General features: G+C 65.6%; 11 protein-coding genes and 1 pseudogene. 4 read left to right on the forward strand and 8 right to left on the reverse strand.

What is annotated here, in order from left to right:
- Nucleotides 1–38: 38 nt before the first annotated feature.
- The 5 genes from B3361_RS04890 to glcD all read right to left on the reverse strand — a co-directional run bounded on the left by B3361_RS04890 (nucleotide 39) and on the right by glcD (nucleotide 4696).
- On the reverse strand, nucleotides 39–377 hold the full coding sequence (locus B3361_RS04890) for a hypothetical protein (protein ID WP_054905082.1): 339 nt from the start codon (nucleotides 375–377) through the stop codon (nucleotides 39–41).
- Nucleotides 378–508: 131 nt separating this feature from the next.
- On the reverse strand, nucleotides 509–907 hold the full coding sequence (locus tag B3361_RS04895; protein WP_054905076.1) for a GlcG/HbpS family heme-binding protein: 399 nt from the start codon (nucleotides 905–907) through the stop codon (nucleotides 509–511).
- On the reverse strand, nucleotides 900–2135 hold the full coding sequence (glcF, locus tag B3361_RS04900) for a glycolate oxidase subunit GlcF (RefSeq protein ID WP_054905077.1): 1236 nt from the start codon (nucleotides 2133–2135) through the stop codon (nucleotides 900–902). The genes B3361_RS04895 and glcF overlap by 8 nt, the downstream gene beginning before the upstream one ends.
- 9 nt (nucleotides 2136–2144) lie before the next feature.
- Nucleotides 2145–3197: a glycolate oxidase subunit GlcE gene (glcE, locus tag B3361_RS04905; protein WP_054905078.1), complete on the reverse strand. Its 1053-nt coding sequence runs from the start codon at nucleotides 3195–3197 to the stop codon at nucleotides 2145–2147.
- Nucleotides 3197–4696 carry a glycolate oxidase subunit GlcD gene (gene glcD / locus B3361_RS04910; RefSeq protein WP_154211006.1) on the reverse strand — a complete coding sequence of 500 codons (1500 nt, stop codon included), beginning with the start codon at nucleotides 4694–4696 and terminating at the stop codon, nucleotides 3197–3199. Before glcD ends, glcE begins: the two co-directional genes overlap by 1 nt.
- Nucleotides 4697–4891: 195 nt before the next feature.
- Between glcD and glcC the strand changes: the two genes are divergently transcribed.
- On the forward strand, nucleotides 4892–5656 hold the full coding sequence (gene glcC / locus B3361_RS04915; RefSeq protein ID WP_054905544.1) for a transcriptional regulator GlcC: 765 nt from the start codon (nucleotides 4892–4894) through the stop codon (nucleotides 5654–5656).
- Nucleotides 5657–5716: 60 nt separating this feature from the next.
- On the opposite strand, the gene B3361_RS04920 is transcribed toward glcC, so the two are convergent.
- Nucleotides 5717–6034, reverse strand: a complete 318-nt coding sequence (locus B3361_RS04920; RefSeq protein ID WP_009686497.1) for a DUF2388 domain-containing protein — start codon at nucleotides 6032–6034, stop codon at nucleotides 5717–5719.
- A 189-nt stretch (nucleotides 6035–6223) separates the two neighbouring features.
- Between B3361_RS04920 and B3361_RS04925 the strand changes: the two genes are divergently transcribed.
- Nucleotides 6224–6856: a glutathione S-transferase family protein gene (locus tag B3361_RS04925; RefSeq protein WP_054905545.1), complete on the forward strand. Its 633-nt coding sequence runs from the start codon at nucleotides 6224–6226 to the stop codon at nucleotides 6854–6856.
- Nucleotides 6857–6917: 61 nt separating this feature from the next.
- Here B3361_RS04925 and mrdA read toward each other — a convergent pair whose 3' ends face one another.
- Nucleotides 6918–8813, reverse strand: a complete 1896-nt coding sequence (gene mrdA / locus B3361_RS04930; RefSeq protein WP_054905546.1) for a penicillin-binding protein 2 — start codon at nucleotides 8811–8813, stop codon at nucleotides 6918–6920.
- A gap of 358 nt (nucleotides 8814–9171) precedes the next feature.
- Here mrdA and B3361_RS04935 point away from each other — a divergent pair.
- A pseudogene (locus B3361_RS04935) lies at nucleotides 9172–10134 on the forward strand (MFS transporter); the annotation flags it as partial.
- A gap of 56 nt (nucleotides 10135–10190) precedes the next feature.
- Nucleotides 10191–10931, forward strand: a complete 741-nt coding sequence (locus B3361_RS04940; RefSeq protein WP_009686503.1) for a GntR family transcriptional regulator — start codon at nucleotides 10191–10193, stop codon at nucleotides 10929–10931.
- On the opposite strand, the gene B3361_RS04945 is transcribed toward B3361_RS04940, so the two are convergent.
- Entirely contained in the window at nucleotides 10911–11861 is a 951-nt protein-coding gene (locus tag B3361_RS04945) for a PDR/VanB family oxidoreductase (protein ID WP_054905547.1), read from the reverse strand. The two genes, B3361_RS04940 and B3361_RS04945, sit on opposite strands and share 21 nt — an antisense overlap.
- Nucleotides 11862–11868 lie beyond the last annotated feature (7 nt).

Consider the following 11868-nt stretch of genomic DNA (forward strand, 5'->3'; position numbering starts at 1 on the left):
GCCGTGTGCGCCGGGCCGCGAGCCTTGCGCTACGGCTGTCAGAGCCGGGCGGTGCTGATGGTGATGTAGCCTTTGCCCGCCAGCGCAATGCGTATCTGGGTTTCGTCTGTGGCTGCCTTGCGCTTGCGTTTGATGCATACGCCGTCGATTGCCGCAGCGCGCATGTGCTCGGCAATGGCGCGCCCGTTCGGGTCGAAAAGCACCTCGCTGGCCAGCAGCTCGATGCGCTCGATCAGCAAACGGGTCTGTTCGTCTGTAGCGCAGAAGAACATCACCCCCGACAGGTGCGGGTCGTCATCAGGGTTGCTGATGTCATGGGCGAGCATTTCGCGCAGGCTGCTGCGCAGTTCGGCAATGGAGCGTGCGTACGGGTGCATGCGGCGTTTCCCCTGGCTGGTCATGCTGCGCCGATCTTGTTTTCTCAACGCTGAGGCGGCAAGTAAGACGCGTCCGAACATTTTGTAGGGGAATTCTGAGTCTGCCCGAGTGGCAACCCTCTGTGCAGCCTTCACAACGCTGCTGCGCCCGCCTTGGCCACTTGTGCGTCCTGGTCGGGCTTGACCCCCGACACGCCAATGGCACCCACCACCTGGCCCTGCACCTGCAGCGGTACACCGCCCTCCAGGCAGGTCAGCAGTGGTGCGGTGACGAATGCGGTGCGCCCGCGATTGACCATGTCTTCGTAGTCCCGGGTTTCCTTGCGCCCCAGCGCCGAGGTGCGGGCCTTTTCCATGGCAATGTAGGCACTGGCTGGCGCACAGCCATCCAGGCGGTGCAGGGCCAGGGGGTGCCCGCCGTCGTCGACCACCACGATGGTCACAGGCCACTGTTCGGCCAAGGCATGCTGGCGCGCAGCCTCAAGTACACGGGTAACCTCGGCCAGGCCGATCACGGGTTTGCTATGCATGGGCGTTCTCCGGTCGCAAGGCGGCTTCGACGATTTCCACCCAGTGCCTGACGGGGGTGCGCCCTGCACCGGCGAGGTGGGTCTGGCAGCCGATGTTGGCCGTAGCGATGATGTGCGGCTTGCCGCTTTCCAGCGCGTTCAGGCGGTTGTCGCGCAGTTGCAGGGCCAGGTCCGGCTGGGTCAGCGAATAGGTGCCCGCCGACCCGCAACACAGGTGGCCATCGGGCACGGCGGTCAGGGTGAAGCCCAGGCGGGTCAGCAAAGCCTCCACCGCCCCGCCCAGTTTCAGGGCATGTTGCAGGGTGCATGGGCAGTGAAAGGCCAGGCGCTGTTCAGCGCACAGGCCCAACTGCTCGACGGGCTCTGCAGCCAGCACCTCCACCAGGTCGCGGGCCAGCGCGCTGACGCGCGCCGCCTTGGCTGCGTACTGGCGGTCCTTTGCCAGCAGATGGCCGTAGTCGCGCACGAACGCGCCGCAGCCACTGGCCGTTTGCACGATGGCTTCGGCACCCGCCTCGATGGCGGGCCACCAGGCGTCTATGTTGCGCCTTGCACGCTGCAGGCCCTGCGCCTGGGCGTTGAGGTGATAGTCCACGGCGCCACAGCAGCCTGCCTGGCGGATCGGCTGCACACTGATCCCCAGCCGGTCGAGCAGGCGCGTGGCAGCGGCGTTGGTATTGGGCGAGAACGCCGCCTGCACGCAGCCTTCGAGCATCAGCAACCGGCGGGCATGGCGCGGCGCCGGGCGCTCGCCGGGCGGTGTCACCGATGCCGGCAGCTTGCCCTTGAGCGTGGCCGGTAGCAGCGCTCGCAGGGCCTGGCCGCTGCGGGTCAGCGCCTTGAACAGTGCCGGGCGTGGTACCACTGCGCGCAGGCCCTGGCGCAGCAGGCGCTGGCCGAGTGGTCGCGGCACCTGCTGCTCGGCCACGGCGCGGCCAATGTCCAGCAGGTCGTGGTAGCGCACCCCGGACGGGCAGGTGGACTCGCAGTTACGGCAGCTCAGGCAACGGTCCAGGTGCAGTTGGGTGCTGGCGCTGACCGGCTCGCCTTCGAGCATCTGCTTGATGAGGTAAATGCGGCCGCGCGGGCCATCCAGTTCGTCACCCAGCAACTGGTAGGTGGGGCAGGTGGCGGTGCAGAAACCACAGTGCACACAGGCGCGCAGGATGCTTTCGGCTTCGTCGGCACGGGGCAGGCGGCGGGCGCTTTCGCTGAGGTTGGTTTGCATGGTCTGGCCTCACAGGTCCGGGTACAGGCGGCCGGGGTTGAATACCCCCTGGGGGTCGAGCTGTTGCTTGAGCGCCTGGTGGTAGCGCATCAGCGCAGCGGGCAGTGGCGGGCTGCTGGCCGCACCGGGGGTGTAGGCGGTCGCGTGGCCGCCCACCCTGGCAACCGCCTCGCGAATGCTGTGCGCCTCTGCGTCAGACTTGAGCCAGCGCTGGGCCCCGCCCCAGTCGATCAATTGCTCGCCGGGCAATGCCAGCTCGCCGCAGGCAATGGGTACGGATAACCGCCACAGCGGGGCGGGGCCGTTGAAAAAGGCCATGCGCTGTTCGCGCAGGTCGTTCCAGAACCGGCTGTCCAGCGCCTCACCGCCCAGCCGCAGGCGCGCCGATTGCACCGAACCCTCGCCGCCTTCCAGGCGCAGGTACAGGGCATCGCCGTGGTGGCAGGCGGCGCTGATCGGCAGCGGCTGCTGGCCCCATTCGGCCAGTTCGGCCAACGCCTCGTGGCGGCCCATCGGCAGCCGCAGGCTCAGGCACTGGCGCGGGCGTGGCAGCACCTTCAGCGACACCTCGGTCAACAAGCCCAGGCAACCGAAGCTGCCCGCCATCAGGCGCGACACATCGTAGCCAGCGACATTCTTCATGACCTCGCCGCCAAAGCGCAGCAGCTTGCCGTGGCCGGTAACCACGCGTGTACCCAGTACGTAATCGCGCACCGACCCCGCCCAGGGCCGCCTGGGGCCGGACAACCCGGCCGCGACCATGCCACCCAACGTCGCATCAGGCCCCAGGTGGGGCGGTTCGCACGGCAGCATCTGGCCAGCCTGGTGCAGCGCTGCCTCGATTTCGCGCAGCGGCGTGCCAGCGCGGGCGGTCAGCACCAGTTCGGTCGGGTCGTAGCTGACGATGCCCCGGTGGCGGCGGGTGTCCAGCACCTCAGCCACCACCGGGTTGCCGAGCATGGCCTTGCTGCCGCTACCCTGAATGCGCAGTGCCGTCCCTTGGTTCAGCGCCTGGTTCACCTGTTCGAGCAGGGCCTGGCTGTCGTCGTGGTCCATGCTCATCAGAAACGCTCCAGCTCGGGAAAAGGCAGTTGCCCGTGGTGCACGTGCAACGCGCCGAATTCGGCGCAGCGGTGCAAGGTGGGGATGTTCTTGCCGGGGTTGAGCAGGCCTTGTGGGTCGAACGCAGCCTTGACCGCATGGAACAAGGTGATTTCGTCGCTGTTGAACTGTGCGCACATCTGGTTGATCTTTTCCCGGCCGACCCCGTGTTCACCCGTGATGCTGCCGCCCACGGCCACGCACAGTTCGAGAATCTTGCCGCCGATAGCCTCGGCGCGCTCCAGTTCACCCGGCAGGTTGGCATCGAACAGGATCAGCGGGTGCATGTTGCCGTCGCCGGCATGGAACACATTGGCCACGCGCAGGCCGTATTCGCTGGACAAGTCGCTGATGCCTTTCAGCACGCGCGGCAGCTCGCGGCGTGGGATGGTGCCGTCCATGCAGTAGTAGTCGGGTGAAATGCGCCCCACGGCCGGGAAGGCGTTCTTGCGCCCGGCCCAGAAACGCACCCGCTCGGCCTCGTCGCAGGCCAGCCGCACGTCGCGGGCGCCGGCTTGCGCCAGCACGGCCGCGACCCGTTCGCAGTCAGCGTGCACATCGGCCTCGACACCGTCCAGCTCGCACAGCAGGATGGCTGCCGCCTCCACCGGGTAGCCCGCGTGGATGAAGTCCTCGGCGGCGCGGATTGCCAGGTTGTCCATCATCTCCAGGCCGCCGGGAATGATCCCGGCAGCAATGATCTGGGCCACGGCGCGGCCGGCGTCCTCGACACTGTCGAAGCTGGCCAGCAACACCCGTGCGACTTGCGGCTTGGGCAGCAGCTTGACGGTCACTTCGGTGACGATGCCGAGCATGCCTTCGGAGCCGGTGAACAACGCCAGCAGGTCGAAGCCAGGGCAGTCGAGGGCATCGCTGCCAAGGGTCAGGCGTTCACCCTCGACGGTGAGTATTTCGACCTTGAGCAGGTTGTGCACGGTCAGGCCGTACTTCAAACAGTGCACGCCGCCGGCGTTTTCAGCCACATTGCCGCCGATGGAGCAGGCTATTTGCGAAGAGGGGTCAGGTGCGTAGTACAGGCCATGGGGGGCTGCAGCCTGGGAAATGGCCAGGTTGCGTACCCCGGGCTGCACCCGGGCGAAGCGACCCTGCGGGTTGACCTCCAGGATGCGGTTGAAGCGCGCCATGACCAGCAGAATGCCCTTGGCCAACGGCAGGGCGCCACCGGACAGGCCGGTACCGGCGCCGCGCGCCACTACCGGTACGCCGCGTTGATGGCACAGCTTGAGCAGCGCCTGCACCTGTTCCAGGCGTTCGGGCAGCACGACCAGCAACGGTACGGTGCGGTAGGCCGACAGGCCGTCGCACTCGTAGGGCTTGAGGTCTTCCTCACGGTGCAAAACGTGCAGGTCGGGCAGGGCAGCCTGCAATGCCTGCAACAGCCCCTCGCGGTCACTGCTGGGCAGCGCACCATCGACGCGTTCGTCGTAGAGAATGGTCATTAGCTCACTCGGCAACGGTTTTTATTGTTGTTGGCAAAGCGGTCACGCTTGCAGCCTGCGCGCGGTGCTAGTCTGGGTCGAGTGGGCTCGCCACTGGTCCTACCAGTTTTTCCGCTGGGTACTGGCCGTTGGTGGCCTGGCTTGGCTAGATTGCAGGCGGGTGTGCAAGTGGTCCTACCAGCAGGAGGGTGCGCAATGGCGAACGAGGGCAGGGCGAAGGTGGCCGACCAGGTGGCCGAGCGGGTCGAGCGGCTGATTGTCGACGGCGTGCTCAAGGTGGGCCAGGCATTGCCTTCGGAGCGGCGGCTTGTCGAGAAGCTGGGGTGCTCGCGCTCTGCACTGCGTGAGGGGCTGCGGGTGCTGCGCGGGCGGGGCATCATCGACACCGAGCACGGGCGCGGCTCCTTTGTTGCCGACCTCACCGGGCAGGCGGGCCACACGCCGTTGATGCATCTGTTCAGCTCACAGCCGCGCACATTGTTCGACTTGCTGGAAGTGCGCGCTTTGCTGGAGGCCGAATCTGCCCGGCTGGCAGCGTTGCGCGCCACCGACGTGGACCGCTTGCTGATCCGCCGCCGCTATGAGGAGATGCTGGCCGCGCATCAGGCCGTCGAGGCCATTGATGCCCGTGAGCACGCCCACCGCGATCATGCGTTCCATCGGGCGATCAGCGAGGCCTCGCACAACCCCGTGCTGGTACATACCCTGCAATCGCTGAGCGATCTGACCCTTAACACAGTGTTTGCGTCGGTCAACAACCTGTACTGCCGGCCGGCGCAGAAACGCCAGATCGATCGCCAGCATGCACGCCTGTATCACGCGGTGATGGAGCAGTTGCCGGAACAGGCCCAGCGCGCGGCGCGCGAGCACATCAATGGCATTCGCGACAGTTTGCGGGAGATCGAACAGGAGGACCAGCGCCTGGTCAGGGCGACCATGCGTATGGATGGTTGGGAGTAAGCCGAACCTGCACCGGCCTCGGCGTGGGTAGATTCACGCAGAGGCGGGTGCAAGTCTGATTCAACGATCAGCGATGCGGTCATCCTGCGACAGAATGGCCCTGGCCAGCTCTTCGTCGTCGGCCTGGAGCCCTGGGTGGTCCTTGCGGGCCTGTTCCAGTGCGGCTTCGACATAAGCGCCGCGAATCGCACCCCCACTGGCAACGAACGCCGAAAGCTCGTCGCGGGCTGGAATGATGCGTTTGTCATCTTTGAAGGTGGAATACAGCGAAGCGGAAACACCGGCCGAGGTGGCGACGTCGCCCGCATCGACGCGGGCCAGTGCGGCACCGGCAGGCAGCAGGAGCAGCAGCGCAGGTGCGATGAGTAGGTGGCGCATGTCGTGTTCTCCAGAAGGGTGAAGCCCAAGGAATAAACCACTCAGAGGTTAAGAAAGCATCAGTGTGAAAGTAGTTCCGTTGTTCGTTGGCAGAATGCATGCCCGCAGGTGGTACCGGGCATTGACCGCCACGCGGTGCGCGTGGTCTGCTCTGCCATTCGCTCATCACAGCCACCGCAAGGTTCGCCCATGCCTGACTACAAGCTGCATTGCTTCGCCGAATCCGGCAACGCCTACAAGGCCGCGCTGATGCTGCAATTGACTGGCCAAAACTGGCAGCCGGTGTTCGTCGATTTCTTCAACGGCCAGACCCGCGAGCAAGCCTGGCGCGATGAGGTCAATGAACAGGGTGAGGTGCCGGTGCTGGAGCACGCTGGCAAGTCCTTGACCCAGTCAGCGCTGATTCTGGAGTACCTTGCGCAGCAGACCGGGCAATTCGGCCCCCGCGACGCGGACGAAAAGCGCGAAATCTGGCGCTGGATGCTGTTCGACAACCATAAGTTCACCAGCTATTACGCGGCGCTGCGTTTCCTGTTCTGCCTGAAGAACACGGGCGAAACCGACGTGACGCAGTTCTTGCGCGAGCGTGCCACCGCCGCGTACCGCATTGTCGATGCCCATCTGGCGAAGGCCCCGTTCATGGTGGGCGGGCGGTTGACCATCGCCGACCTGTCGCTGGCGGGGTATGTGTTCATGCCGGAGGACACCGGTATGGCGTTGGCCGAGTTCACCCACATCGAGGCATGGAAGGCACGCATCCAAGCCATGCCAGGGTGGAAGCACCCCTACGAGCTGATGCCTCGTACCGGTGAGCAGCACTGAGGGCACGGGGCTGCTCTGGGCTTGAAGCGCGGGCCCGCTCAGCCAGCAGGCCCGCGCAGCATCAGGTATGCGGCGTAGTGCGCGGTGGCACGGCACCCGCATACTCGGGCTTCAGGTGCCCCTGTTCATCCAGCAGGTAGGCGTCCATCACTTCACGCACCACAGGCCCCGCCACCCGGCCACCGGCTTCGCCGTTCTCGATCATCACCGCCACCACCACGGCCGGGTGGTCAGCCGGGGCAAAGCCGACGAACAGGGCATTGTCGCGGTGCCGTTCCAGTGTCTTGTCACGGTTGTAGCGTTCACCCTGCTTGATCGCCACCACCTGTGCGGTGCCGCTTTTGCCGGCAATCCGGTACTGCGCGCCGGCAGCGGCCGCACGGGCGATACCCCGCGGGTCGTGCATGACCATCTGCATGCCCTGGCTGACCTGGTCCCAGGCGTGCTTGTCATGCAGCACGATGTCGGGCATCGGGTGGGGGTCGACCGGTGCATCGCCGCCTACGGTCATGGCCAGGTGCGGGCGGTGCCACACGCCCTTGCTGGCCAGCAGGCTGGTGGCCTGGGCCAGCTGCAACGGGGTGACCTGCATGTAGCCCTGGCCGATGCCAAGGATCAGTGTTTCGCCAGGGAACCAGGCCTGGCGCCGGGTGGCCCGTTTCCATTCGGCAGAAGGCATCAGGCCGGCGGCCTCTTCGAACATGTCCAGCGACACCTTCTGACCCAGGCCGAACTCCGCCATGTAGTCGTGCAGGCGATCGATGCCCAGTTTGTGCGCCAGGTCGTAGAAGTAGGTGTCGTTGGAGCGCATGATGGCTGTGTACATATCTACCCAGCCGTCACCGCTGCGGTTCCAGTTGCGGTACTTGTGGGCGTAGTTGGGCAGCTCGTAGTAGCCCGGGTCGAACACCCGGCTGCCGGGGGTGATCACGCCGCTGTCGAGGCCGGCGATGGCCACTTCCGGCTTCACCGTCGAGCCGGGCGCGTACAGGCCGCGCAGCACGCGGTTGAACAGTGGGCGGTCGATCGAATCGCGCAATTGTGCGTACTGCTTGAAGCTGATGCCCTTGACGAACAGGTTGGGGTCGAAGCTGGGGTTGCTGACCATGGCCAGCACGTCACCATTGGCCGGGTCCAGCACCACGACCGAGCCACGGCGGTCGCCCAGGGCCTTTTCTGCAGCGACTTGCAGGCGGGCGTCCAGCGTCAGCACGATGTCCTGCCCGGGTGTCGGGGCCTTGTGGTTGAGCACGCGCATCACCCGGCCCTGGGCGTTGGTCTCGACTTCCTCATAGCCCACATGGCCATGCAGCTGGCTTTCGTAGAAGCGCTCGATGCCGGTCTTGCCAATCGACTGGGTGCCCCGGTATTCGGTGCTGTCGACTACCTTGGCCTCCTTCTCGTTGATACGGCCCACGTAGCCAACCGAATGGGCGAAATGCGCGCCCAGCGGGTACTCGCGGATGAACTGTGGTTCGACCTCCAGGCCCGGCAGGCGGAACTGGTTGACCGCCACCAGGGCGATCTGCTCTTCGCTCAGCCCCACTATCAGGGTGACCGGCTCGAACGGCTTGCGGCCCCGGCGCAGGTCCTTGTCGAACTGCTTGCGGTCGTCCTCGTTCAGCCCCAGCACCTGGGTCAGGGTGTCGAGCACCTTGGCCGAATTGCCGCCGGTCCGCTCGCGGGTGATGGTCAGGTCGAAGCTGGGCTTGTTGTCGGCCAGCACCACGCCGTTGCGGTCGTAGATAAGCCCGCGCTCAGGGGCGATGGGCAGCACATGCACGCGGTTGTTTTCCGACACGGCACTCTGCTGGTCGTGCTGCAGCACCTGCAGCACATAGAGCCGACCCACCAGCACGGCACACAGGCTGAAGACCAGGGCGGCGCAGGCCAGAAGCCGGCGGTTGACCAGGTGCTTTTCCTTTTCGTGGTCCTTGAGGGGGATAGGTTGCGGCATTCGGGGCTCTTTTGTGCGGGTTACGCGTCGATGTGCAGGCGCGCGAACGGGCGGGGGATGCTACGCAACCCACCCGGCAGCCTCAAGCCGGGTGGTGGCTGGCGGTAGCCTGGCTTGCGCTGTGCGCCGCATGGTCAGGGCGCTGGGGCGCTATATGAAGATTTGTTCATGGCGCCGGGTGCGATGACAGGCCTATGCGGTAATGCCGTGATCGATATGGATCCATGTACTGAATCTGTTCGATAAACGAACGCGAATTGACGGTAATCATGAATATGTAAAGTACTGATAATTAAGATTTAAATTTTTGGTTTTTGGGCTGATCAGAATGTCATCACCGGCCTGAGCCGTGCTTGCGTTAGCCCCTGGATTCGTCATTGCCAGCGAATATGCCAGCAAACGCTGGCGCGGCCTGGCGGTCAGCCTGCAGTCCACCGGCTATGCCCTGGGGGCAACCCTGGGCGGTTTGCTGGCGGTGTGGCTGCTGGGGCAGTGGGGTTGGCGGTCGGTGTTTCTGTTCGGCGGTATCGTCACCGTCTGCGTGTTACCGCTGGTGTGGTTGTGGTTGCCGGAGTCGCTGGACTTTCTGCTGGCACGCCGGCCCGCCAACGCCCTGGTGCGGGTCAATCGCTTGGCGGCAAGGCTAGGCCACCCGGCACTGGCGCAGCTGCCAGCGCTTGCGGCCAGGGTGCCGGGCAGTGCCAGCGGTTTCCGGCAACTGTTGGCGCCGGCCATGCGCCGGACCACGCTGGTGATCTGGCTGCTGTTCTTCCTGGTCATGTTCGGTTTCTACTTCGTCATGAGCTGGACCCCGAAGCTGCTGGTGGCTGCCGGGCTGTCCGCGCAGCAAGGCATTACGGGCGGTGTTCTGTTGAGCGTGGGCGGCATCCTCGGCGCGGCGCTGATCGGCGGGCTGGCCTCGCGCTGGCCGCTTACCCGCGTGCTGGCGCTGTTCATGCTGACCACTGCGGCGCTGCTGGTGCTGTTCGTGGCCAACGGCGCCTCGGCTAGCGCGGCATTGGCCCTGGGCCTGTTGATCGGGCTGTTCGCCAACGGCTGCGTGGCCGGCTTGTATGCCTTGTCGCCGGTGGTCTACGACGCATCGGTGCGCGCCACCGGCGTGGGGTGGGGCATCGGCATCGGGCGTATGGGCGCCATTGTGTCGCCCACCGTCGCGGGTGTGCTGCTCGATGGCGGCTGGCAGCCGCTGCACTTGTATGGGGTGTTTGCCAGTGTGTTCGTGCTGGCGGCGGGGTGCCTGCTACTGCTGCGCGCACCCAGGCCGGCCCCAGTGGCGGTCAGCGATGCGCTGAGCCACTGACTACTCGAGCCCGGCTTGCGCTAAGATGCCGGCTAGTTTCCCTGGAAGTTGCCTGGATGAGCAAGCCCGGTCAAATGGTGCTGGTCGCGTTGCGCAAGATGATCGCCTCAGGCGAGCTGGCGGCCGGCGAGCGCCTGATGGAAGTTCCCACTGCCGAACTGTTCGGCGTTTCACGCATGCCGGTGCGCATGGCCTTTCGCACGCTCGAACAGGAAGGCCTGCTGGTCCGCTTCGGCGGCCGGGGCTTTCAAGTGCGTTCGGTGAGCGCCGATGACATTGCCGGTGCAGTCGAGGTGCGCGGTGTGCTCGAAGGCCTGGCCGCCCGCCAGGCTGCCGAGCGCGGCTTGGCCGCGCCGGCCCGTGCGGCACTGCAGCAGTGCCTGATAGAGGGCGACCAGCTGTTCGACAAGGGCTTCGTAACCGAAGAAGACCTGCAGGCCTACCACGATCTGAACATGCGCTTTCATCAGGTGATCATCGAAGCCAGCCACAACCCGGCCATTACCGTGGCGCTGGCGCGCAACGACCACCTGCCATTCGCCTCGGTCACGGCGCTGGCGGTAGACCGCCACGACCTGGCCCGTGAATACCGGCGCTTCAACTTCGCCCACATGCAGCACCATGCCGTGTTCGATGCCCTGGTCAACCGCCAGGGTGCCCGCGCCGAAGCGATCATGCGCGAGCATGCCAATGCAACCTTGCGCTATGCCGAAACCTTCGGCGCAAACGCCTCGGGCACCGGCATGCAGGTGATCCTTCCCAGTGCGCTGGCCGCTTCAGATATCCAGCACCAGTAACGGTGTTTTCGCGCGCGAGCAGCAAGGCGTGAACTGATCGTTGAGGGCTTGTTCCTCTTCGGTCAGGAACAGGTCGCGGTGGTCTGGCGTGCCCTGCAGTACGCGGGTCAGGCACGTGCCGCAAATACCTTGCTCGCACGACATGGCGATCTCGATGCCGTTTTGCTCCAGTACCTGTACCACGGTCTGGTCGGCTGGCACCTCGAACACTTGGCCGGTGCTGTTGACCTGTACCGAGAAGCTGCCGTCGTTGCTGGCGTCCACGGGTGCGGCTGCGAAATACTCGCGGTGCAGGTTGGCCTCCTGCCAGCCCAGCTCCCTGGCGCTGCCCAGCACATGCTGCATGAACCCGCCCGGCCCGCACACATACAGGTGCACGTCAGCTTGCGGGTTGCCCAGCACCTGGCGAGCGTCCAGCGCCGTTTCCGGCTGCTGGTCAAAATGCACGAACAAGCGGTCGGCAAAGGGCGCGTTGCGGATACGCCCGACGAATGCGGCACGCTCACTGGAGCGGGCGCAGTAGTGCAGCTCGAAATCGTGGCCACTGTGGGCCAACTGCTCGGCCATGCACAGGATCGGGGTAATGCCGATGCCGCCGGCAAACAGCAGGCTGCGCCGCGCCCCATCGGCCAGCGGGAACAGGTTGCGCGGTGCACTGATCTGCAGCCGCGCGCCGACCTGCACCTGCTCGTGCAGGCTGCGTGAGCCGCCCCGCGAAGCCGGGTCATGGAGTACGCCGATCAGGTAGCGGTGGCGCTCTTGCGGGTGGTTGCACAGCGAATACTGGCGCACCAGGCCATCGGGCAGGTGCACGTCAATGTGGGCCCCGGCGCTGAATGCCGGCAGCAGGCTGCCATCTGCCGAGGCCAGCTCGAAACTGCAGATACCCTGCGCTTCATCGTTACGGGATACCACGATGGCATCGATCATGTCGGTG

Origin of the sequence: Pseudomonas sp. UBA6699 (assembly GCF_002454615.1) — a bacterium.
Classification (GTDB): Bacteria; Pseudomonadota; Gammaproteobacteria; order Pseudomonadales; family Pseudomonadaceae; genus Aquipseudomonas; species Aquipseudomonas juntendi.

Excerpts from the sequence above, each read along its gene's own strand:
- B3361_RS04890 (WP_054905082.1), bottom strand. The coding sequence starts at position 377 with ATGCACCCGTACGCACGCTCCATTGCCGAACTGCGCAGCAGCCTGCGC.
- B3361_RS04895 (WP_054905076.1), bottom strand. The coding sequence starts at position 907 with ATGCATAGCAAACCCGTGATCGGCCTGGCCGAGGTTACCCGTGTACTT.
- glcF (WP_054905077.1), bottom strand. The coding sequence starts at position 2,135 with ATGCAAACCAACCTCAGCGAAAGCGCCCGCCGCCTGCCCCGTGCCGAC.
- glcE (WP_054905078.1), bottom strand. The coding sequence starts at position 3,197 with ATGAGCATGGACCACGACGACAGCCAGGCCCTGCTCGAACAGGTGAAC.
- glcD (WP_154211006.1), bottom strand. The coding sequence starts at position 4,696 with ATGACCATTCTCTACGACGAACGCGTCGATGGTGCGCTGCCCAGCAGT.
- glcC (WP_054905544.1), top strand. The coding sequence starts at position 4,892 with ATGGCGAACGAGGGCAGGGCGAAGGTGGCCGACCAGGTGGCCGAGCGG.
- B3361_RS04920 (WP_009686497.1), bottom strand. The coding sequence starts at position 6,034 with ATGCGCCACCTACTCATCGCACCTGCGCTGCTGCTCCTGCTGCCTGCC.
- B3361_RS04925 (WP_054905545.1), top strand. The coding sequence starts at position 6,224 with ATGCCTGACTACAAGCTGCATTGCTTCGCCGAATCCGGCAACGCCTAC.
- mrdA (WP_054905546.1), bottom strand. The coding sequence starts at position 8,813 with ATGCCGCAACCTATCCCCCTCAAGGACCACGAAAAGGAAAAGCACCTG.
- B3361_RS04940 (WP_009686503.1), top strand. The coding sequence starts at position 10,191 with ATGAGCAAGCCCGGTCAAATGGTGCTGGTCGCGTTGCGCAAGATGATC.
- B3361_RS04945 (WP_054905547.1), bottom strand. The coding sequence starts at position 11,861 with ATGATCGATGCCATCGTGGTATCCCGTAACGATGAAGCGCAGGGTATC.